The organism is Streptomyces sp. NPDC037421, assembly GCF_055602105.1.
The window spans coordinates 122,644-143,152 of record NZ_JBVJWV010000006.1; the positions used below are offsets into that span (position 1 = coordinate 122,644).

17 protein-coding genes and 2 pseudogenes are annotated in these 20,509 nt (G+C 72.3%); 6 read left to right on the forward strand and 13 right to left on the reverse strand.

The features are described 5' to 3' along the window. Positions 1–90 precede the first annotated feature (90 nt). From ACZ7IF_RS11630 to ACZ7IF_RS11640, 3 genes are all read left to right on the forward strand, one after another. The gene (locus ACZ7IF_RS11630) at positions 91–810 is read left to right on the forward strand and encodes an alpha/beta hydrolase (protein ID WP_470967344.1); all 720 of its coding nucleotides are present in this window, start codon (positions 91–93) and stop codon (positions 808–810) included. Positions 811–886: 76 nt separating this feature from the next. Further along, positions 887–1,252 carry a cupin domain-containing protein gene (locus ACZ7IF_RS11635; protein ID WP_470967350.1) on the forward strand — a complete coding sequence of 122 codons (366 nt, stop codon included), beginning with the start codon at positions 887–889 and terminating at the stop codon, positions 1,250–1,252. A gap of 206 nt (positions 1,253–1,458) precedes the next feature. After that, positions 1,459–2,502: a helix-turn-helix transcriptional regulator gene (locus ACZ7IF_RS11640; protein WP_470967358.1), complete on the forward strand. Its 1,044-nt coding sequence runs from the start codon at positions 1,459–1,461 to the stop codon at positions 2,500–2,502. Positions 2,503–2,682: 180 nt separating this feature from the next. Here the strand turns inward: ACZ7IF_RS11640 and ACZ7IF_RS11645 are convergent, their stop codons facing one another. Continuing rightward, positions 2,683–3,621, reverse strand: a complete 939-nt coding sequence (locus ACZ7IF_RS11645; protein WP_470967364.1) for a LysR family transcriptional regulator — start codon at positions 3,619–3,621, stop codon at positions 2,683–2,685. Between the two features lie 99 nt (positions 3,622–3,720). Between ACZ7IF_RS11645 and ACZ7IF_RS11650 the strand changes: the two are divergent. The 3 genes and pseudogenes from ACZ7IF_RS11650 to ACZ7IF_RS11660 all read left to right on the forward strand — a co-directional run. Continuing rightward, a pseudogene (locus ACZ7IF_RS11650) lies at positions 3,721–4,992 on the forward strand (MFS transporter); the annotation flags it as partial. Positions 4,993–5,161: 169 nt separating this feature from the next. Beyond that, positions 5,162–5,869, forward strand: coding sequence for a L,D-transpeptidase family protein (locus ACZ7IF_RS11655; protein WP_470967372.1), 708 nt, complete (start codon positions 5,162–5,164; stop codon positions 5,867–5,869). An 82-nt stretch (positions 5,870–5,951) separates the two neighbouring features. Further along, positions 5,952–6,950 (forward strand): sigma-70 family RNA polymerase sigma factor, encoded by a 999-nt coding sequence (locus ACZ7IF_RS11660; RefSeq protein ID WP_470967377.1) that lies wholly within the window; start codon positions 5,952–5,954, stop codon positions 6,948–6,950. On the opposite strand, the gene ACZ7IF_RS11665 is transcribed toward ACZ7IF_RS11660, so the two are convergent. From ACZ7IF_RS11665 to ACZ7IF_RS11720, 12 genes and pseudogenes are all read right to left on the reverse strand, one after another. Then, entirely contained in the window at positions 6,849–7,184 is a 336-nt protein-coding gene (locus ACZ7IF_RS11665; RefSeq protein ID WP_470967382.1) for an STAS domain-containing protein, read from the reverse strand. The two genes, ACZ7IF_RS11660 and ACZ7IF_RS11665, sit on opposite strands and share 102 nt — an antisense overlap. A gap of 297 nt (positions 7,185–7,481) precedes the next feature. After that, positions 7,482–8,759 (reverse strand): thymidine phosphorylase, encoded by a 1,278-nt coding sequence (locus ACZ7IF_RS11670; RefSeq protein ID WP_470967387.1) that lies wholly within the window; start codon positions 8,757–8,759, stop codon positions 7,482–7,484. A gap of 116 nt (positions 8,760–8,875) precedes the next feature. Further along, positions 8,876–9,274, reverse strand: coding sequence for a cytidine deaminase (locus ACZ7IF_RS11675; RefSeq protein ID WP_470967395.1), 399 nt, complete (start codon positions 9,272–9,274; stop codon positions 8,876–8,878). Beyond that, a complete protein-coding gene (locus ACZ7IF_RS11680; RefSeq protein ID WP_470967403.1) occupies positions 9,271–10,533 on the reverse strand; it encodes an ABC transporter permease in 1,263 nt (420 codons plus the stop codon). The genes ACZ7IF_RS11675 and ACZ7IF_RS11680 overlap by 4 nt, the downstream gene beginning before the upstream one ends. Continuing rightward, complete coding sequence (locus ACZ7IF_RS11685; protein ID WP_470967409.1) at positions 10,530–11,645, reverse strand: ABC transporter permease; 1,116 nt, start codon at positions 11,643–11,645, stop codon at positions 10,530–10,532. Before ACZ7IF_RS11685 ends, ACZ7IF_RS11680 begins: the two co-directional genes overlap by 4 nt. After that, the gene (locus ACZ7IF_RS11690; RefSeq protein ID WP_470968183.1) at positions 11,642–13,300 is read right to left on the reverse strand and encodes an ABC transporter ATP-binding protein; all 1,659 of its coding nucleotides are present in this window, start codon (positions 13,298–13,300) and stop codon (positions 11,642–11,644) included. The genes ACZ7IF_RS11685 and ACZ7IF_RS11690 overlap by 4 nt, the downstream gene beginning before the upstream one ends. 243 nt (positions 13,301–13,543) lie before the next feature. Continuing rightward, on the reverse strand, positions 13,544–14,608 hold the full coding sequence (locus ACZ7IF_RS11695) for a BMP family lipoprotein (RefSeq protein ID WP_470967416.1): 1,065 nt from the start codon (positions 14,606–14,608) through the stop codon (positions 13,544–13,546). Between the two features lie 218 nt (positions 14,609–14,826). Further along, entirely contained in the window at positions 14,827–16,083 is a 1,257-nt protein-coding gene (locus tag ACZ7IF_RS11700; protein ID WP_470968187.1) for an amidohydrolase, read from the reverse strand. A gap of 137 nt (positions 16,084–16,220) precedes the next feature. Beyond that, positions 16,221–17,363 carry a hypothetical protein gene (locus tag ACZ7IF_RS11705; protein ID WP_470967419.1) on the reverse strand — a complete coding sequence of 381 codons (1,143 nt, stop codon included), beginning with the start codon at positions 17,361–17,363 and terminating at the stop codon, positions 16,221–16,223. A 39-nt stretch (positions 17,364–17,402) separates the two neighbouring features. Beyond that, positions 17,403–18,323 carry an N-acetylneuraminate synthase family protein gene (locus ACZ7IF_RS11710; protein WP_470968192.1) on the reverse strand — a complete coding sequence of 307 codons (921 nt, stop codon included), beginning with the start codon at positions 18,321–18,323 and terminating at the stop codon, positions 17,403–17,405. Positions 18,324–18,677: 354 nt separating this feature from the next. Continuing rightward, a pseudogene (locus tag ACZ7IF_RS11715) lies at positions 18,678–19,139 on the reverse strand (cytidylyltransferase domain-containing protein); the annotation flags it as partial. Continuing rightward, entirely contained in the window at positions 19,043–20,398 is a 1,356-nt protein-coding gene (locus tag ACZ7IF_RS11720) for a DUF6716 putative glycosyltransferase (protein ID WP_470967423.1), read from the reverse strand. The gene ACZ7IF_RS11720 and the pseudogene ACZ7IF_RS11715, both read right to left, overlap by 97 nt. Positions 20,399–20,509 lie beyond the last annotated feature (111 nt).

A 20,509-nucleotide genomic window follows, 5' to 3' on the forward strand; every position in this document is an offset into this window, starting at 1 on the left:
GTAGAGCAGCGCGTCGGCAGCCGGGGTCGATATGTAACAGAGACCGTACGGACGGGTGGCGTACACCTGTCAGTCTGAGACTGTTCCGCCATGGCACAGCATGCGCCGCCGGCGCGCGGGGCCCGCCTGGGGCGGGCGGCCGGCGCGAACGGCTCGGTCTCGACGGTCAGTGGTGTGGTGCTCCTGCTTCCCGGAGCGTCCAGATTCGCCCCCGGTCCGGTACGTCCGCTCGCGCGGGCGCTGGCCCGGGCGGGCGGGGCGCAGGGGCTGGTGGCGCACACGGTGGTGCACGGGGCCGGGCCCCGGGAGGAGGACGCCGGGTGGGCGGCGGACGAGGCGGTCCGGCTGTACGGGGACGTCCCGGTCTGCCTGGCCGGCTTCGGCGCGGGCGGCCGGGCGGCACTGCGGGCGGCGGGGCACGCGGCCGTCAACTCGGTGGTGGCGATGGCCCCTTGCTTACCGGAGGGCGCGGACGCGGGCTCCCCTGAACCGGTGAAACAGCTCGCGGGGCGGCAGGTGCTGATCGTGCACGGCATGAACGACGCGCGCAGCGACCCGGAGTCCTCCTTCCAGCTGGCGGCGCGGGCGAAGAAGGCGAATCGTTCTACCTGCCGGTTCGAAGTGCACTCGGACGGCCACGGACTGCGGGAGCACCGCTCGGAAGTGGTGGCGCTGGCGGTGGACTTCGTACTCGGCGCGATGTTCTCGGGCCGGTACTCGCGGCCGGTCGTGGACGCGCTGGCGGCACCGCCGCCGCTGGGCCTGCGAATGCCGCTGGCCTCGGGTTTCGGGCGGTCCCTGCGGGGCTGAACGGACGTGGCGGCGGGCGTAGAGTGAGGAGTGGACTCGGGGTCTGCTCGGGGTGCTCTCCGGGAGGCGATCGGCCATGGCCGGAATGGTGCGCAGGAACTTCGACAGCGCGGACGAGACGCGGCCGTTCGCCGACGGCAAGGGCAGGCTGGACCTGATCCAGACGGACGGCGGGGCGGTCGGGCGCGCGGTCTTCGAGCCGGGCTGGAAGTGGTCGGAGCACATCAAGCCGCTGGCGGGCACGGACAGCTGCCAGTCGGCGCACACGGGTTACGTGGCCGGCGGCCGGATGCAGGTCGTGATGGACGACGGCGAGGGCGCCGAGTACGGCCCGGGTGACTTCATGCAGATCGCCCCGGGGCACGACGCCTGGGTGCTCGGCGACGAGCCGTGCGTGGTGGTGGACTGGACGGGCTTCGGCAACTACGCGAAGCCGGCCTGAGCGGATCCCGCCACGGGCCGCGCCGGCATGCGGGGCCGGCCGTTCCGTCCCCTCTCGGTCGGATGGCCCCGGACGGCGCGGCCGCGCGTCGTGGGTCCACTGTGCCTGTTCGGCATATGCCGGAAGCCGTTGTTCAGGCGTCGGCTTGTCGCCTTGCGGGAACCTGAGGGGTTTACGAACGGGCACATGCAGGGACGAATGTGCATATGCCAGCCCCGACCCCAGCCGATTCCGAAGGCTCCGAGGACCTGAGCCCCACGGCCCGGCGCCTGTACGCGTACGCCGTCGACCGGCACGCCTTCACCGTCGCCGACGCCACCACCGCCCTCGGGGCCCGCGCGGGGGCGGCCGTCACCGAGCTGGCCGCCGCGCACCTGCTCCAGCGGGTCCCCGACGGCGACGGCCCCGAGCGGTGGAGCGCGGTCGCGCCCCGCGCGGCGGCCGCCCGGGCGCTGGCCCCGCTGGCGCTGCTCGTACGGGAGACCCACGACGAGATGGACCGGCTGCGCGGGCGGCTTGAGGCGCTGGTGCCCGCGTACGAGGCGGGGGCCGCGCACCGGGACCTGAGCGGGTCGGGACGGCTGGAGCTGGTGACGGACCTCGGCGCGGTGCGCGGGCTGATCACCGAGCTGGTGGCGGGGTGCGAACGGGAGCTGCTGACCTCGCAGCCGGGCGGGGGCCGGCCGCAGGAGACGCTGGAGGAGGCGGTCGGACGGGACGAGTCGCTGCTGGCGCGCGGGGTCCGGATGCGGACGATCTACCAGCACACGGCGCGCTACTCCCGCCCGACGGCGGCGTACGTCGAGCGGGTCACGGCGCTGGGGGCCCAGGTGCGGACCCTCGGCGACGGGCTGATGCGGATGCTGATCTTCGACGGGCACACCGGGCTGATGGCGGTGCCGGACCGACAGGGAGCCGCCCTGGTGGTCCGCGAACCCAGCGTCGTGCACTTCATGACGGCGGCCTTCGAACGCTCCTGGCTGGGCGCGCGCCCCTTCCCGGCCACGGTGAGCCCGGAGGCGGCCAAGTCCCTCTCGGACGAACTGCGCCAGACCATCGTCCGGCTGCTGTCGGACGGCCTGGAGGACAAGGTGATCGCCCGCCGCCTCGGCATGTCGGAGCGCACCTGCCAGCGCCACATCGCCGAGATCATGCGCGCGGTCGGCGCCAAGTCCCGCTTCCAGGCCGGGTACTTGCTGTCGGCGGCGACCAGGTCCCACTGCCCGGACGAGGACCCGGAGCCGGCGTGAGCCGGGAACCCGCGGGTTAAGGGCTGTCCCGTAATCCCCGGTGGATCGGCGCACGGCGTCGGATGCGGTGCATCGCAAGGCGGAGGGGCGCCCCCGTACTGGGCGTATTCGGGCGTTCCGACAACGCAGCAAGGTGCCGTAGCCGGCGTCGTGCGCCCGCCGGGGACTACGGGACAGCCCTTAGGCCGGCGGCTCCAGCTCCGGGATCAGGCGGCCCCGGCGGGACAGCAGGAAGCGTTTGAACGCCGCCACCGGCGGGGTGTCCGGGTGGCCGTCCAGCCAGGCCACGCCGATCTCGCGGACCGCGCGCGGCGCCGTCACCGTCAGCTCGACCACCCCCGGGCGGGGGACGGGGGGCGGCGGGAGGAGGGCAACGCCCAGGCCCGCCGCGACCAGGCCGCGCAGGGTCTCGGCCTCCTCGCCCTCGAAGGCGACCCGGGGCGCGAACCCGGCCTCCGCGCACAGGTCGTCGGTGATCCGGCGCAGGCCGTAGCCGGCCTCCAGGGTGACGAAGGTTTCCTCCGCGGCCTCGGCGAGGCGGATGCGCTTGCGGCCCGCGAGGCGGTGGTCGTCCGGGACCACCAGGCGCAGCCGCTGCTCGTCGAGGCGGCGGGCCACCAGGTCGGGGGCGTCGGGCACGGGCGAGGTCAGGCAGAGGTCGAGTTCCCCGGCGCGGAGCTTCTCCAGCATGGCCTCGCCGTAGTTCTGGACCAGGGCGAACCGGACCCGGGGGTGGTCGGCGCGGAAGGCGCGGATCAGGCCGGGTACGGTCTCGGGCCCCAGGGTGTGCAGGAAGCCGAACGCGACCTTGCCGAAAGACGGATCGGCGTCGTGCTGGACGGATCCGGCGGCGCGGGCGATCCCGTCGAGGGCCTGTTCGGCGGAGGCGAGGAAGGTCCGGCCGGCCGTGGTGAGGGCGACGGTGCGGCCCTTGCGGGCGAACAGCGAGACGCCCAGGTCCTGTTCGAGGCGGACCATCGCCCGGGACAGGGTGGACTGCGGTACGCCCAGCTCGTGGGCGGCGCGGGTGACGTGCTCGTGCCGGGCGACCGCGACGAACTGGGCCAGCCGGGGGGCCAGCTGTTGTGTCACGGCCATGTCTTCTTCGTAACGGTTCATGGATATCCGAAGCCCTGAGCTGAGGTGATGCGTGGGTGGATCGATTATCCGTGTTCTGTGCATTGGACGCATGAAAAAGGGTGGGCGTAGCGTCGACGTATGCCTCCCGCTCATACCGGGGCACCTGTCATCACAGGTGCCTCCACCCCGTCGTCCCCCGAGCCCCACTCCCCCGGCCGCCCCGGCTACCGCCGGATGAGCCTCGCGCTCTTCGCCGCGGGCCTCGCGACCTTCGCCCTCCTCTACTCCACCCAGGCCCTGCTGCCCGCCGTCTCCGCCGGCTTCGGCGTGACCGCCGGTCAGGCCAGTTGGACGGTCTCCGCGGCCACCGGCGCGCTCGCCCTGTTCGTCCTGCCGCTCAGCGCGCTGTCCGAGCGGTTCGGCCGGACCCGGATGATGACCTGCTCGATGGTGGTCGCCGTCGGCATCGGCCTGCTGGTGCCGTTCGCGCCGAGCCTGGAGTGGCTGGTGGCGCTGCGCGCGGTGCAGGGCGCCGCGATCGCGGGCATCCCCGCCTCCGCGATGGCCTACCTGGCGGAGGAGGTCAGGCCGAAGGCGCTGGTCGGCGCGATCGGCCTGTTCGTCGCGGGCAACTCCATCGGCGGCATGAGCGGCCGCATCGTCACCGGCTGGGGCGCGCAGCTGTGGGGCTGGCGCGGCGGGCTGCTGGCCGTCGGCGTGATGGCGCTGGTCTGCGCGGTGGCCTTCCTGGCGCTGCTGCCCCGGGCGCGGTTCTTCCGGCCGGCGTCGCTGAACCCGCGCGCGGTGGGACGTACCGTCTCCGGGCACCTGCGCGATCCGCTGCTGCTGCGGCTGTACGGGATCGGCGCGCTGTTCATGACGGTGTTCGGGGCCGTGTACACGGTCATCGGGTACCGGCTGGTGGAGGCTCCGTTCTCGCTGGGGCAGGGTGTGGTCGGGTCGGTCTTCCTGGTCTACCTGGTGGGTACGGTCTCCTCGGCGGCGGCCGGTCAGCTGGTGGCCCGGGCGGGCCGGCGCGGGGCGCTGTACCTGGCGGTGACCACGACCGCGCTGGGGCTGCTGCTGTCGCTCGGAGATTCGCTGTGGCTGGTCCTGCCGGGGCTGGTGCTGATCACGGCCGGGTTCTTCGCGGGGCACGCGGTGGCGTCGGCGGCGGTGAGCCGGACGGCGAAGACGGGCCGGGCGCAGGCCTCGGCGCTGTACCAGTCCGCGTACTACCTCGGCTCCAGCGCGGGCGGCACCCTGGGCGCGCTGGCGTACCACGCCTCGGGGTGGGCGGCCACGGTCGGCATCGCGCTGCTCGCGGTGCTGGGCGTCGTCTCGATCACCCTGTACGGGTCCCACGCGGCCCGCGCCGAGCGACGGCGGCCGCTCGCCCCGGCCGCCCGGCCGCGGCGGCCCGCTGACCCCTGCGGACGGGCTCGGAACCGGTCCGCCGGCGGACCTCGGCGGACCCGCTCCGGCCAACTCCGTTCAAGGTCTGTGCGGCGTGCGCAACTCGCTCTAGCTTGGGAGGCATTGACGCCCCCACAGTGCGGGCGAGGCAGGGGAGGACCGGATGGCGGCGATACGCGTGCGCGCGCGGCGGCGGGCTGCGGTGGTGTTCGGCGGGGCTCTGGCGCTGGCGGCGCCCCTGGTGGTCGTGGGGGGCGGTCCGGCCCAGGCCGCCGCCTGCAACGTGACCACCGGGCCCTATCAGCGGCAGGTCGAGCAGTTCCTGGGGCGGCCGGTGGACGGGGTGCAGTCGGCGGCCGACTGCACGGCGATCCAGTCCTTCCAGGCCACCCACGGGATCACCCCCACCATGGGGTACGCCGGGCCGCTGACCTGGCAGACGATGAGCACGATGCTGGCGCAGCGGGCGGCGGGCAAGAACCCGAACGCCGAGGGGAAGTGCCCCACCAACCTGGGGCGGATCGCGTGCGTCGACCTGACCCGCCAGCTCAGCTGGATCCAGGACGGGGCGGCGCTGAAGTACGGTCCGGTGCCGGTGCGCACCGGCAAGGCGGAAACGCCGACGCGGACCGGCCTGAAGAAGATCTACTACCGGTCCATCAACCACTGGTCGACGATCTACAACGTCTCCATGCCCTACTCGCAGTTCTTCGACGGGGGCATCGCCTTCCACTCCGTCACCAAGAGCATGTGGAACCCGCCGGGTTCGGGCGGCTGCGTGAACATGACGACCACCGACGCGAAGGCCTACTGGAACATGCTGGGCAACGGCGAGGACGTCTACGTGTACGGGCGCAAGCCCGGGACCTGACGTTCCCGCCCGCTCCGGCTGCCGTTGTCGGACCCCTCGGGTAGTTTCCGAAGGGACGGAAACCACCTGGGGGACGGCGGCCATGAGCGACCTTGCTACCTCGTCACCGGAACTCGACGCGGCGATGGACCGCTACCGCGTCGAGCTGACCGGCTACTGCTACCGGATGCTCGGCTCGTCCTTCGACGCCGAGGACGCGGTGCAGGACACGTACGTCCGTGCCTGGCGGGCCCACGAGAAGTTCGAGGGGCGTTCCTCGCTGCGGTCGTGGCTGTACCGGATCGCCACCAACGTCTGCCTGGACCTGCTGAAGGCGGGGAACAAGCGGGCCCGTCCGATGGACCTGTCCGCGCCGCAGCACCAGGCCTCCGCCGTGCTCAACGAGCGGCCCGAGGTGACCTGGCTGGAGCCGGTGCCGGACGGGCGGGTGCTGCCGCAGACCGCCGACCCGGCGGAGCTGGCGCTGGCGAAGGAGTCCGTCCGGCTGGCCTTCGTGGCGGCCCTCCAGCACCTGCCGGCGAAGCAGCGGGCCGTGCTGATCCTGCGGGAGGTGCTGGCCTGGAAGGCGGACGAGGTCGCGCAGCTCCTGGAGACCTCGGTGGCGTCGGTGAACAGCGCGCTCCAGCGGGCGCGGGCGACCCTCTCGGGGCAGGCGCTGCGGCCGAGCGAGCCGAAGGACCCGCTGGACGCGGAGCAGGCGCAGCTGCTGGAGCAGTACCTGTCGGCCTTCGAGGCGTACGACATCTCGCGGCTCACCGAGCTGCTGCACGAGGACGCGGTGCTGTCGATGCCGCCGTTCGACCTGTGGCTGCGGGGTCACGCGGACATCGCCGCGTGGCACCTGAACCAGGGCATCGGCTGCAAGGGCTCGCGGCTGGTCCCGACCACGGCGAACGGGCTGCCGGCCTTCGGGCAGTACCGTCCGCGGGAGGACGGCCTGCCCGGGCACGTGCCGTGGGCGCTCCAGGTGCTGGAGGTGTCAGAGGGGCGGATCGTCGGGCTGAACGCCTTCCTGGACACCGCCCGGTGGTTCCCGCTGTTCGGGCTGCCCGAGGAGCTCGGCGAGGCCGACGAGGTGTAGCAGGGCCCGGAGGCGGGCGTCGGCGCCGGTGACCCTGAAGGGGGTGCCGTGGCGGGCGGCGGCCAGGGCCATGCGGGCGAGGGCGTCGACGGTGGCGAGGGTGGGCGTCCCGACGCGGTGGGTGTCGCAGACCACCCGCCCCGGTGGGCCGTCCCGGCAGGCCTCGCTGACGCGGGCGCAGAGGGCGGGGACGTCCGGCTGGGGGCCTTCCAGGGCCAGGGTTCTGATCTCCACGGGGGGATGACCGTCCGCTGCCCCGGAACTCATCGGTGGCGGCGGTGCCCTGCGGGGCGGAGCGGTGCCGCTGCGCGGGGCTGGATCCCCTACCCGCCCTTCCACCGTTCCCCGGGCGCTGCCCGGACCCGCGCCTCGAACGCCGGCGGGGCTGAATCGCCGGCCGGCGCTCGGGGCGCGGGCGGGGTGGCGCCGTGTGGTGAGCCGCGCCCGGCGACTGGGGGCGGGAACGGTGGAAGGGCGGGGAGGGGCAGGCCCGCGCAGCGGCGTTGTGCCCGCCCCTCCCCCGGCCAGGGGTCAGGCGATGCGGTCCAGGACGATCGGGTTCGCGGTGAAGGACGTGCCCGACGGGGCGATGTCGTGCGAGCCCTCCAGGGAGGCCAGGGCGTACTCGAACTTCTCCGGGGTGTCCGTGTGCAGGGTCATCAGCGGCTGGCCGGCCGTGACCGTGTCGCCCGGCTTCGCGTGCAGCTCGATGCCCGCGCCCGCCTGGACCGGGTCCTCCTTGCGGGCGCGGCCCGCGCCCAGGCGCCAGGCGCCGACGCCGACCGCGTACGCGTCGAGGCGGGTCAGGACGCCCGAGGCGGAGGCGGTGACCACGTGCTGCTCGCGGGCGACCGGCAGGGCCGCGTCCGGGTCGCCGCCCTGGGCGGAGATCATCCGGCGCCACACGTCCATGGCGGAGCCGTCGGCGAGGGCCTTCGCCGGGTCGGCGTCCTTGATGCCGGCGGCCGTCAGCATCTCCTGCGCGAGGGCGATGGTCAGCTCGACCACGTCGGCCGGGCCACCGCCGGCGAGGACCTCGACGGACTCGCGGACCTCAAGGGCGTTGCCCGCGGTCAGGCCGAGCGGGGTGGACATGTCGGTGAGCAGGGCGATCGTCTTGACGCCGCTGTCGGTGCCGAGGGCGACCATGGTGGAGGCGAGCTCGCGGGCGTCCTCGATGTTCTTCATGAAGGCGCCGGAGCCGACCTTCACGTCGAGGACGAGGGAGCCGGTGCCCTCGGCGATCTTCTTCGACATGATCGAGGAGGCGATCAGCGGGATGGCCTCGACCGTGCCCGTGACGTCGCGCAGGGCGTAGAGCTTCTTGTCCGCCGGGGCCAGGCCGTCGCCGGCGGCGCAGATGACGGCGCCGGTGGTGTCGAGGACGTTCAGCATCTCCTCGTTGGAGAGCAGCGCGCGCCAGCCGGGGATGGACTCCAGCTTGTCGAGGGTGCCGCCGGTGTGGCCGAGGCCGCGGCCGGACAGCTGCGGCACGGCCGCGCCGCAGGCGGCGACGAGCGGGGCCAGCGGGAGGGTGATCTTGTCGCCGACGCCGCCGGTGGAGTGCTTGTCGGCGGTGGGGCGGGAGAGGGAGTCGAAGTTCATCCGCTCGCCGGAGGCGATCATCGCGGCGGTCCAGCGGGCGATCTCGGTACGGTTCATGCCGTTCAGCAGGATGGCCATCGCGAGCGCCGACATCTGCTCGTCGGCGACGATCCCGCGGGTGTAGGCGTCGATGACCCAGTCGATCTGCTCGGGGCTCAGCTCACCGCGGTCCCGCTTGGTCCGGATGACGGAGATGACGTCCATGAGGTGACTTCCTTCTACGCGCATAGAGATGAGGGAGGGAGGTTCAAGGAGTTTTCGAGGAGGGGGCGAGAGCGGCGACGGCCCTCCGCCCGGCAGGGCGGAGGGCCGTCGTGCGGCTATCTCAGGTGGTCGGGCCCGAAGGCCTGCGGCAGCATCGCGCTCAGCGGCAGGATCCCGTCCGGTGTCTCCACCAGGAGCTCCGGGCCGCCGAACTCGTAGAGCAGCTGGCGGCAGCGCCCGCACGGTACGAGGACCTCGCCCTTGCCGTCCACGCACGTGAAGTGCGTGAGCCGGCCGCCGCCGGTGGCCTGGAGGGAGGAGACCAGGCCGCACTCGGCGCACAGGCCGAGTCCGTAGCTCGCGTTCTCGACGTTGCAGCCGGTGACGACGCGGCCGTCGTCCACCCGGGCCGCGACCCCGACCGGGAAGCCCGAGTAGGGGGCGTACGCCCGGGTCATCGCGTCCCGGGCGGCCGTCCGCAGGGCTTCCCAGTCCACCGCGGGGGCCGGGGTCACTTGCCCTGGCCCTTGCGGTACGGCATGCCGTCCGCCTTCGGCATCCGCAGGCGCTGCGCCGACAGGGCGAGCACCAGCAGCGTCGTCACGTACGGGGCGGCGTCCACGAACTGGCTGGGCACCTGGTCGGTGGCCGCGTACCAGGCGAAGAGCCCGGCGGCGCAGACGGCGGCGATGCCGGCCTGGACGTACTTCTTCTTGTACAGCTGCCAGCCGACGGCGAGCACCAGCAGGATGGCGATCAGCAGCAGCATCGCGTGGACGTTCTCGGCGCCGCCGCGCAGCTTGAGGCTGTCGGTGAAGCCGAAGAGGCCCGCGCCCAGCGCCATGCCGCCCGGCATCCAGTTGCCGAAGATCATCGCGGCGAGACCGATGTAGCCGCGGCCGCCGGTCTGGCCCTCCTGGTAGATGCCGGTGGAGACGATCGCGAGGAACGCGCCGCCGAGGCCGGCCAGGCCGCCGGAGACGATCACGGCGATGTACTTGTACTTGTAGACGTTGACGCCGAGGGACTCCGCCGCGACCGGGTTCTCACCGCAGGAGCGCAGGCGCAGGCCGAAGGCGGTGCGCCAGAGCACCCACCAGGTGGCGGGGATCAGCAGCACGGCGACGATGGTCAGCAGCGACAGGTGGGTGACCACGCCGCCGAGGACGCCCGCGATGTCCGAGACCAGGAACCAGTGCTTGCCCTGGAGGTTTTCCAGTCCGCTGGAGAGTCCCGGGATGGTGATCTCGGTGATGGGCTCGATGCGCGGGGACTGCTTGGAGGAGCCGCCCTCGGCCTTGTCGAAGGTGAAGTTCGACAGGTACTGGGTGAAGCCCGTCGCCAGGATGGTGACCGCCACACCGGAGACGATGTGGTTGACGTTGAAGGTGACGGTGATGATCGCGTGCAGCAGGCCGCCGAGGGCGCCGCCGACGATGCCCATCAGGACGCCGGTCCAGGGGCCCCACTGGTAGCCGGCCCAGGCACCGAACCAGGTGCCGAGGATCATCATGCCTTCGAGGCCGATGTTGACCACGCCGGCCCGCTCGGCCCAGAGGCCGCCGAGGCCCGCGAGGCCGATCGGCACGGCGAGCTGGAGGGCGCCGGAGACCTGGCCGACGGAGGTCAGGTCGTTCGCGCCGGAGATGACCCGGACCAGCGAGACCAGCGCGAGGCCGCCCGCGATGATCAGCAGGATCCAGGGCAGGGTGAGCTTGCGGCGGCCGCCCGGCTTGGGCGCGGCTTTCGTCGTGGAAACGGTGCTGGCGCTCACGCCGCGACCTCCTTCTCGGTCTTGATGGCGTGGCCGGCGGCCAGCTCCTCGCCGACCTTCTGCTGCTGGCGGCGGATGCCGTAGCGGCGGACGAGCTCGTAGCTGACGACCACGGCGACCACGATGAGGCCCTTCATGATCGTGCCGATTTCCTTGGCGTAGCCGGCCGTGTCGAGGCCGGCGGACGCCTTGTCGATGAAGGCGATCAGCAGCGCGGCGAAGAAGATGCCGACCGGGTTGTTGCGGCCGAGCAGCGCGATGGTGATGCCGGTGAAGCCGATGCCCGCCGGGAAGGACAGGTTGTACGTGTGGGACTCGCCCAGCAGCAGCGGCATGCTGACCAGACCGGCGACGGCGCCCGAGATGAGCATCGAGGTCATGATCATCTTCTTGGCGTCCACGCCGGAGGCCTGGGCGGCGGACTCGCTGGCGCCGGTGGCGCGCAGGTCGAAGCCGAACCGGGTGCGGTTGAGCACGAACCAGTAGACGATGCCCAGTGCGAAGGCGATGAAGGTGAAGCCGTAGATCTCCATGCCGTCACCGAGCTCGAAGCCCGGGAACCAGCCCGACTCCGGGATGTCGCCGGTGGTCAGGTCGTTGGAGCCGACGGGCTGCACGCCGAGGTTCTTGGGCAGGATCAGCCAGGCGATCAGCGAGGTCGCGATGGCGTTGAGCATGATCGTCGAGACGACCTCGCTCACGCCGCGCTTGGCCTTGAGGATGCCCGCGATGCCGGACCAGAAGGCGCCGACGAGCATGGCGACGAGCACGATCACCAGGATGTGCAGCGGGCCGGGCAGCGTGACCGCCGCGCCGACCAGGGCGCTGACCATCGCGGCGAGGCGGTACTGGCCGTCCACACCGATGTTGAAGAGGTTCATCCGGAAGCCGATGGCGACGGCCAGGGCTGCCAGGTAGTACGTGCCGGCCTGGTTGATGATGAGGACCTGTACGTCCTCGTAGCCGGACTGTTCGATCATGATGCGCAGCGGCTCGATCGGGTCGACGCCCGACGCGGCCAGCACGATCATGCTGAGTACGAAGGCGCTGACCAGTGCCAGCGCGGGTCCGGCGAAGCCGAGAAGCAGCCGGTCCTTGTCGAATTTCTTCATCGGGCCTCGTCCTCCGTCGTGTCGCCGGCGGCGTCGGCGGAGTGGTCGTCAGTGGCTTCCAGGTGCCCGGTGGCGGCACCGGTCATCGCGGTGCCGAGCTCCTCGGGGGTGATCGTCGCCGGGTCGGCGTCCGCGACCAGGCGGCCGCGGTAGATGACGCGGAGCGTGTCGGACAGGCCGATCAGCTCGTCCAGGTCGGCGGAGATCAGCAGCACGGCGAGGCCCTCGCGGCGGGCCTCGCGGATCGCGTCCCAGATCTGCGCCTGCGCGCCGACGTCCACACCGCGCGTGGGGTGGGCGGCGATGAGGAACTTCGGGTTGTGGCTCATCTCGCGGCCGACGATCAGCTTCTGCTGGTTGCCGCCGGAGAGCGAGGCCGCGGTGACGTCGATGCCGGGCGTGCGGACGTCGTACTCGCGCACGATCCGCTCGGTGTCCTTGCGGGCGGCCTTCGGGTCGAGGATGCCGCGCTTGGAGTTGGGCGCCTCGGTGACGTGGCCGAGGATGCGGTTCTCCCAGAGCGGGGACTCCAGCAGCAGGCCGTGGCGGTGGCGGTCCTCGGGGATGTAGCCGATGCCGCCCTCGCGGCGCTTGCGGACCGCCATCTTGGTGATGTCGTTGCCGTCGAGGGTGATGACGCCCGCGTCGGGGCTGATCATGCCCATGAGGGCCTCGATCAGCTCCGTCTGGCCGTTGCCCTCGACACCGGCGATGCCGAGGACCTCGCCCTTGTGGATCGTGAAGGTGATCCCGTCGAGCAGCAGGCGGCCGGCGACGGCGGGCTCGCGGATGTCGGTGTCGGAGTCGCCGAGGGCGCTCGTGGAGGTCTCGGGGGTGACGACGGCACCCGCGTCGGCGACGGTCAGGCCGTCGACCTCCAGCATGGGGGTCGTGGTGACCGTGGACTCGCGGGTCTCCGGCGAGGGCAGCTCGCTGCCGACCATCAGCTCGGCGAGCTGCTTGGTCGTCGCGGTCTTCGGGTCGGCGGTGCCGACCGTGGTGCCGCGGCGGATGACGGTGATGTCGTCGGCGACCTTCAGGATCTCGCCCAGCTTGTGCGAGATGAAGATGACCGTGAGGCCCTCGGCCTTGAGCTCGCGCAGGTTGTCGAAGAGCGCGTCCACTTCCTGCGGCACGAGCACTGCGGTCGGCTCGTCGAGGATGAGGGTCTTGGCGCCGCGGTAGAGGACCTTGAGGATCTCCACGCGCTGGCGGTCGGCGACGCCGAGGTCCTCGATCAGGGCGTCGGGGCGCACGCCGAGGCCGTACGCGTCCGAGATCTCCTTGATCTTCTTGCGGGCCTTGGAGCCGATGCCGTAGAGCTTCTCGCCGCCGAGGACGACGTTCTCCAGGACGGTGAGGTTGTCGGCGAGCATGAAGTGCTGGTGCACCATGCCGATGCCGCGGGCGATGGCCTCACCGGGGTTGTTGAAGGAGACCTGCTCCCCGTCGATGGCGATGGTGCCCTCGTCCGGCTTCTGCATGCCGTAGAGGATCTTCATCAGGGTCGACTTGCCGGCACCGTTCTCGCCGATGAGGGCGTGGACCGTGCCCTTGCGGACGGAGATGGCGATGTCCTTGTTGGCGACGACGCCGGGGAAACGCTTGGTGATGCCGTGCAGTTCTACGGCGAGAGGGGGGCTGGACGCGTTGATGACGCACTCTCCTTGGCGCGGAAGGAGCTGGAAAGCCAAGTTGGCTCGGCAGGAGGACAGGGCGGGGAGAGAAGGTATCGCGTCCACGATGCCTCTACGCGCGTAGCACTGTCGGAAGTGAAAACTTGCGGCCAACTGGCCACAAGTGGTCACGGACTCAGGGGGAGACGCGGTGCGGGGTCCGGGAGCGGTAGGGACCGCTCCCCGGACCCCGGAGACCGCGACTGGTCGTCAGACAGGCCGTTACGGCGTGGTCTTGACGGTGATCTTCTTCGCGATGATCTCGGCCTTCGCCTTGTCCACCGCGGCGATCAGGTCGGCCATGTTCTTGTACTCGGGGTTGGAGTCGGCCAGGCCGACGCCGTCCTTGTCCAGGCCGTAGCGGACCTCGCCGGACTCCGGCTTGCCGTCCTTGACCGACTTGATCAGGTTGTAGACCGCGTCGGACACGTCCTTGGTGACCGAGGTCAGGATCTTGTCCTTGTACTTCGACAGACCGGCCTGGTTGTACTGGTCGGAGTCGACGCCGATGGCCCACTTGCCGGAGGTCGCGGCGGCCTCGATGGCGCCCGAGCCGGCGAGGCCGGCGGCGGCGTAGATCACGTCGGCGCCACCGTCGATCTGACCCTTGGCGGCGGCCTTGCCCAGGTCGGGCTTGGCGAAGCCACCGAAGTCCGGCGGCTGGGAGAGGTACTTGGTCAGTACCTTGGCGTTGGGGTTGGTGTCCTTCACGCCCTGCGCGAAGCCCGCCTCGAACTTCTTGATCAGCGGAACCTCGACGCCGCCGATGAAGCCGACCGTGCCGCTCTTCGACGCCTTGGCGGCGGCGACGCCGGCCAGGTAGGAGCCCTGCTCCTCGTTGAAGACCAGGTTGGCGATGTTCTTGTCGGTCACCGAGGTGTCGTCGATGATGCCGAACGTGGTGTTCGGGAACTTCGCCGCGACCTTCTTGATGGCCGGCGCGTAGGCGAAGCCGACGCCGATGACCGGGTTGTTGCCCTTGCGGGCCAGCTCGGTGAGGCGCTGGACCTTGTCGGCCTCGCTCTCGCCCTCGGTGGGCTCCGCCTCGGCGCCCTTGATCTTCAGGTCCTTCTCGGCCTTCTCGAGGCCCGCGTAGGCGGCGTCGTTGAACGACTGGTCGCCACGGCCGCCGATGTCGTACGCGATGGCCGCGCCCGCGGCCGAGGACGACGCGCTGCCGTCGGAGGAGGGGCTGTCCGAGGACTTCTTTCCGCCACAGGCGGTGGCCGAGAGGGCCAGCGCCGCGGACGCGATGCCCACGGTGGCGATCCTGGTGATCCGGCGCAAGGGGAGGCTCCTTCAAAACCTGACCGAAGCGCCACGACCGGCGCTGGTTTCGCGGCGATCGTAACGCGCGTAGATGTCAGTTAAAGGCCCGTTCATGAGTCGTTATCGGATCGTCGCGAACCGGACAGTGACCGATCGGTAACGGGACAGGCGTCCAGCCCTTGTGTACCAAGGGCTGGACGTCGCCGACAGGAGACCCGCCGGTGTTGTATGGAGCTTTACCCGATCTTTGACGTGACGGCCGTGTTGCGGCGGCCGTCGAGGAGTGCGGCCGCGGTGAAGAACTCGACTCCGTAGCCGATCGAGGACTCGTCGACGTCGAAGTCGCCGCGGTGCAGGTCCCGCTTGGCGGTGTCGCCCGGGCGGCGGACGCCGAGGCGGGCCATGGCTCCGGGGACGTGCTCCAGGTACCAGGAGAAGTCCTCGCCGCCCAGGCTCTGCTCGGTGTCCTCCACCGACTCGGGGCCGCGCCGGGCGCCCATGGCCTCCCGGAGCAGTTCGGTGACCACCGGGTCGTTGACCACCGGCGGCACGCCGCGCACGTGGTTGATCTCGAACTTCGCCCCGTGCATCGTGGCGACCTCGTCGATCGCCGCGTGGATCATGTCGGGGGCCTCGTACCAGGCGTTGAGGTCCAGGCAGCGGACCGTGCCGGACAGCTCGGCGTGCATCGGGACGACGTTGCAGGCGTGCCCGGACTCGATCCGGCCCCAGGTGACGGACATGCCCGAGCGGGCGTCCATCCGGCGGGCCAGCAGGGCCGGCACGTCGACGGCGACCCGCGCGGCGGCCGTCACCATGTCGGTGGTCAGGTGCGGGCGGGCGGTGTGGCCGCCCGGGCCGTCGAGGGTGACCTCCAGGCGGTCGCAGGCCGAGGTGATGGGGCCGGGCCGCAGGCCGATCATGCCCGCGTCGACCCGGGGGTCGCAGTGCACCGCGATGATCTTGCCGATGCCGTCCAGCACCCCGGACTCGATGGCCTCGGTCGCCCCGCCGGGCAGCACCTCCTCGGCCGGCTGGAACAGCAGCCGCACCGGCCGGGGCAGCAGGCCCTGGCGGTCGAGCTCGGCGAGCACCAGGCCGGCGCCGAGGACGACGGTGGTGTGGACGTCGTGCCCGCAGGCGTGGGCGCGGTCCGGGTAGGTGGAGCGGTACGAGACGTGCGTCTTGGCGTCCGGGATGGGCAGGGCGTCGATGTCCGCGCGCAGGGCCAGCATCGGCCGTCCCCCGTCCCAGGTGCCGACGTCACAGATGAGCCCGGTGCCGGACTTCAGGACGCGTGGTCGCAGGCCGGCTTTCTCCAGCCGGGCCTTGATCGCCGCGGTGGTGCGGAACTCCTGGTGTCCTAGCTCGGGGTGCATGTGCAAGTCCCGGCGGAAGGCGATCAGTTCGGCACGGAGCCGGTCCGGCAGCTTGCCGGGCAGCTCGGGCCGGACAGGCTTGCCGGGCAGGGCGGTCTGGGGCTCGCGGGACATCAACTGGTTCACCCGTTGAAGGGTAGGCGCACGGATGGGTCAACTGTCCGTAGATCACCAAAAGTTCATGCCCTTAGGGGATAGAAAAGCGGCCTCTGGACGCATGACCGGTTGCGGCCGGGGGTAAACTCGCGCGCTCATCCGGCCGCGGGGGCGCTCCGTGCGGGGAGTCTGCGCACATCACGGGCGGTGTCGGTGACGCCCGCGAGGAAGCCGCGGGCCCTGGGGGAGGCTCCGGGGGCGAGCCAGGCGGGGTCGATACCGCATACGGCCACCGTCACGCCAGTGCCGGTGAGGGCGTACGGCAGCGTGTGGACGACCGTGGACGGAAAGCTGACGATCGTACGTCCCACCGGTCCCCGACGGGCGATCAGCTCCAGCGGCAGGTCCGGCCGTACGATCTCCAGCCCGGTCGCCTCGCTCAGCGCGCGCAGCTTCTCCGGCGTCTCCCGGCGGTGCGCGAAGTACCGGGTCACGCCGTGCTCCCGGGTCAGGGCGCACACGGCTTCCAGGTAGCTGGCCGGGTCGACGACGCCGGTCTCCACCAGGGAGGTGCCGACGAGGTCGGTGCCCTTGGTCAGGCGGGGCGGGCCGAAGCGGGCGCGGGTCCAGGCGAAGTCGTTGACCCGCAGCTCGGTCCCGGGCAGCGGGGTGACCGGCATCGAGGTGAACAGCTCGACGCGGCGCCCCTCCCCCGGCCGCAGCCGGCGCCGGGCCGCGCCCGACACCGGTGCGTACGCGAGTTCCCGCGCCCGGGACAGGGGTCCGCTGCCGGTGCGGTGCCAGCGGCGCAGCCGCTCGCCGCGGCCGAGCTGTGCGACGAACTCCATGGTGGCGGTGCCGTCGTCGACGACGACGAGTTCGGTGGCGGCCGCGGCCGGGGTCAGCAGCAGCTGGACGAAGCGGGAGAAGGGGTCGCCGACCACGATCCGCTCGGCGCGGCGCACGGCCGGGCCGAGGGCGGCGAGGGCCCGCAGGGGGGCGCCGGAGCCGCCGCGGGCCTCCTGCCAGTGGACGGCGTACCCCTCGTCGCGGGCGATCCCGGCGACCCGGCGCAGCTGTCCCCGGGACATGGGGTCGGTGGGCGGCAGGACGACGATCCGCAGCCGGTCGGCGACCGTGCGCGGGTCGGGCCCGCGGCGCCCGGCGAGGGGGCCGGGCTGGGCCGGGACGGCGGTCAGCAGGGGCTCGCGCCCGCGCCGGGTGTGTGCCCATTCCAGCACGTTGAGGAGCTGGACCGGGCTCTCCACGAGGGCCAGGGTGGGGGCGGAAGGGTTCACCACGTACTCCGCTCGGGGGAGGAGGGGGCGGCGGCCGGCTCAGACCGCTGCCGGGGCGGGGAGGGTGCCCTGGACGCGGCGGAGCTTCTTCATGGGGCCGAGTTCGGAGGCGTAGACGCGCTTGACGCCGTCGCCGAGGGCGGTCTCGATGGTGCGGATGTCGCGGACCAGGCGGGAGAGGCCGCCCGGCTCGACGGAGGCGGCCTGGTCGGAGCCCCACATGGCGCGGTCCAGGGTGATGTGCCGCTCGACGAAGGCGGCGCCGAGGGCGACGGCTGCCAGGGTGGTCTGGAGGCCGGTCTCATGGCCGGAGTAGCCGATCGGGACGTTGGGGTACTCCTCCTGGAGCGTGTTGATGACGCGCAGGTTGAGCTCCTCGGCCTTGGCCGGGTAGGTGGAAGTGGCGTGGCAGAGCAGGATGCTGTCGCTGCCGAGCACCTCGACGGCGTGCCGGATCTGCTTGGGGGTGGACATGCCGGTGGAGAGGACGACGGTGCGGCCGGTGGCGCGCAGGGCGCGCAGCAGCTCGTCGTCGGTGAGGCAGGCGGAGGCCACCTTGTGGGCGGGCGGGTCGAACTTCTCCAGGAAGGCGACGGCCTCGGTGTCCCAGGGGGAGGCGAACCAGTCGATGCCGCGCTTGGCGCAGTGCTCGTCGATGGCGAGGTAGTCGGACTCGCCGAACTCGACGCGGTGGCGGTAGTCGATGTACGTCATGCGGCCCCAGGGGGTGTCGCGTTCGACGTCCCACTGGTCGCGGGGGGTGCAGATCTCGGGGGTGCGCTTCTGGAACTTGACGGCGTCGCATCCGGCTTCGACGGCGGCGTCGATCAGGGCGAAGGCGGTGCCGAGGTCGCCGTTGTGGTTGATGCCGATCTCGCCGACGACGTAGACGGGCCGGCCGGGGCCGGCGACGCGCGGGCCGAAGGTGCGGAGGCGGGGTTCGGTGGTGGCGACCGTCATGGCGGGTGGTGTCCTTCGCTCGGTGCGTGGGGTGTCTTGCGGGGTGTCGAACAGGGGCGCGAGGAGGCGCGCACGGGCCAGGTCGTGCGGGTCGTCGATCTCCAGGACGCGTGCCGGGTCGGCGGGGACGGGGAGGGTGCGTCCGAAGAAGCGGTGCCGGGCGGCGCGGAAGCCGGCGGCGTTCATGGCGTAGGCCGCGCCGGTCTCCAGCAGTTCCTCGGGGCGGTCCTGGCGGCGGGGGCGGTACGCGGCCTCGTGGTTGACCCCGCTCCCGGAGCCGTCGGGCGCGCGGCGCCAGAGGAAGCCGTGGAAGGGGGCGGCGGTCAGGGCGGAGTCGGCGGCGCCGGAGGCCACGGCGGAGGCGACGGACTCGACGTCCGGGCCGGTCAGGAAGGGGCTGGTGCACTGGACCAGGAGGACCACGTCCACGGTGAGGGAGTGCAGCTCTTCGAAGGCGTCCAGGGCGTGCAGTACGGCGGCCTCGCTGCTCGCGGTGTCCCCGGAGAGGGCGGCGGGCCGGGAGATCACGTGGGCCCCGGCGGCGCGGGCGGCGGCGGCCACGGACCCGGAATCGGTGGAGACCACCACGTCGGTGACGGTGGGCGCGGCCCGGCAGGCGCGCACGGCGCGGGCGACGAGCGGGACCCCGCCGACGGGTGCGGTGTTCTTCCCCGGCACCCCCTTGGACCCGCCCCGCGCCGGGATCACGGCGAGGACCCTCACAGCTCGCCCAGCCGGCGGATGACCGGGGCCACGCGCTGGACCCCGTGCCGGTAGGCCCCCCGGGCGGCCTCGCGCAGGTGCGCCCGCAGCCACCGGCGGGCCGCCGACCCGCCCGGCCGGACGGCGCCCGGCAGCGGGGTCCCGTCGGGGGCGAGGTGCTGGCGGGCCAGGATCCCGGGCAGGTACCCGGGGGCGGTGGCGAGCGTGTAGTACGGGTCGACGGGCGGCAGCCGGTCGGCCGCGAGCAGCCCGTCGAGGCGCTGCCGCGCGGCGGCGTACGGGTCGGCGGGTTCCGGGCCGGGGACGCCGTGGGCCGCCGGCCAGGAGGGGTCGGCCCCGGGGAGGAGGCCGCGGTCCAGCTGGTCCCACGAAGTGAGGCAGCCCGAGCCGAGGAAGTGCTGGTTGCCCAGTGCCTCGCGGATGCCGAGGTCGGTCAGGACGGCCGTCGGGATGCCCCGGTGCAGGGATTCCAGGGCCGCGGTGGAGGACACCGTGACCAGCAGGTCGGTGCCGTCCAGCACCTCGCCCATGTTCCCGTAGACCAGGCGGCAGTTCGGCGGGAGCCCGCCCGGGAGGCGCTCGGCGAGGCGCTGGTAGGGGTGCTCCTCCAGGTGGGTGGTGTGCTCCCCCGGCCTGCTGCGCAGCTTGACCAGCACCTCGCGGTCCGGGTGCAGCCGCGCGTGGCCGGCGGCGCGGCCCAGCAGGTACGCGCGGTCGGCGCGGCTCTCCGGTACGGAGGGCTGCACCGCGAAGACCACCCGGTGGGTGCGGTTCCCGGCGGGTTCGTACGGCGCTCCGTCCAGGAAGGGGAGGGCCGTCTCGGTGACGGCGTCGGGGTCGGCGCCCGCCCCCTCGTAGACGGCGCGGAAGCGGGCGGCGTCGTGGCGGGAGTTGGCGAGGACGAGGTCGGCCCCGTGCCGCAGCAGCAGCCCGTCGGCGAGCTTCTCGTACACGACCCCGACGTACCCGGTGACGAACACCGGCCGGGCGGCGGGCTCCGGCCACAGGGCGCGGGCCCCGTGCAGTACGGCCTGGACGGCGCCGCCGACGAGGGCCAGCACGACCACGTCGTACCGTTCCCGGCCGCCCGCGAGCTCCGCGAGGAACTGGGCGCAGGTCACCTCCACCGGCGCGGCGTCCGCTCCGACGCCCGCCTCGCCGAGCTGGCGCGGGGTGGGGGTGGCCCGGCCGCGCAGCAGGTAGCCGGTGACCCGGTGGTTCCCCGGGGCGAGGCGGCGGGCGGTGAGGGCGCCCCATTTCCAGCGTGTGTCGGAATCGGCGAGTACGGCGATACGTTGATCGGCCCGGCTGCTTCTGAGTGGCACTGGCACCCGGCAGAAGCTATTCCGCATTTCCGGTGTTCGGCCCAACGAGCGCACAACGGCGGGTTAACAACCCGTCGACGAAATGCGAAAGCGACCGGGTTAACGCACCCGCCCCGTTTCGTTCACATGGAATCCGCA

Excerpts from the sequence above, each read along its gene's own strand:
- ACZ7IF_RS11630 (WP_470967344.1), top strand. The coding sequence starts at position 91 with ATGGCACAGCATGCGCCGCCGGCGCGCGGGGCCCGCCTGGGGCGGGCG.
- ACZ7IF_RS11635 (WP_470967350.1), top strand. The coding sequence starts at position 887 with ATGGCCGGAATGGTGCGCAGGAACTTCGACAGCGCGGACGAGACGCGG.
- ACZ7IF_RS11640 (WP_470967358.1), top strand. The coding sequence starts at position 1,459 with ATGCCAGCCCCGACCCCAGCCGATTCCGAAGGCTCCGAGGACCTGAGC.
- ACZ7IF_RS11645 (WP_470967364.1), bottom strand. The coding sequence starts at position 3,621 with ATGAACCGTTACGAAGAAGACATGGCCGTGACACAACAGCTGGCCCCC.
- ACZ7IF_RS11655 (WP_470967372.1), top strand. The coding sequence starts at position 5,162 with ATGGCGGCGATACGCGTGCGCGCGCGGCGGCGGGCTGCGGTGGTGTTC.
- ACZ7IF_RS11660 (WP_470967377.1), top strand. The coding sequence starts at position 5,952 with ATGAGCGACCTTGCTACCTCGTCACCGGAACTCGACGCGGCGATGGAC.
- ACZ7IF_RS11670 (WP_470967387.1), bottom strand. The coding sequence starts at position 8,759 with ATGGACGTCATCTCCGTCATCCGGACCAAGCGGGACCGCGGTGAGCTG.
- ACZ7IF_RS11685 (WP_470967409.1), bottom strand. The coding sequence starts at position 11,645 with ATGAAGAAATTCGACAAGGACCGGCTGCTTCTCGGCTTCGCCGGACCC.
- ACZ7IF_RS11700 (WP_470968187.1), bottom strand. The coding sequence starts at position 16,083 with ATGTCCCGCGAGCCCCAGACCGCCCTGCCCGGCAAGCCTGTCCGGCCC.
- ACZ7IF_RS11710 (WP_470968192.1), bottom strand. The coding sequence starts at position 18,323 with ATGACGGTCGCCACCACCGAACCCCGCCTCCGCACCTTCGGCCCGCGC.
- ACZ7IF_RS11720 (WP_470967423.1), bottom strand. The coding sequence starts at position 20,398 with ATGCGGAATAGCTTCTGCCGGGTGCCAGTGCCACTCAGAAGCAGCCGG.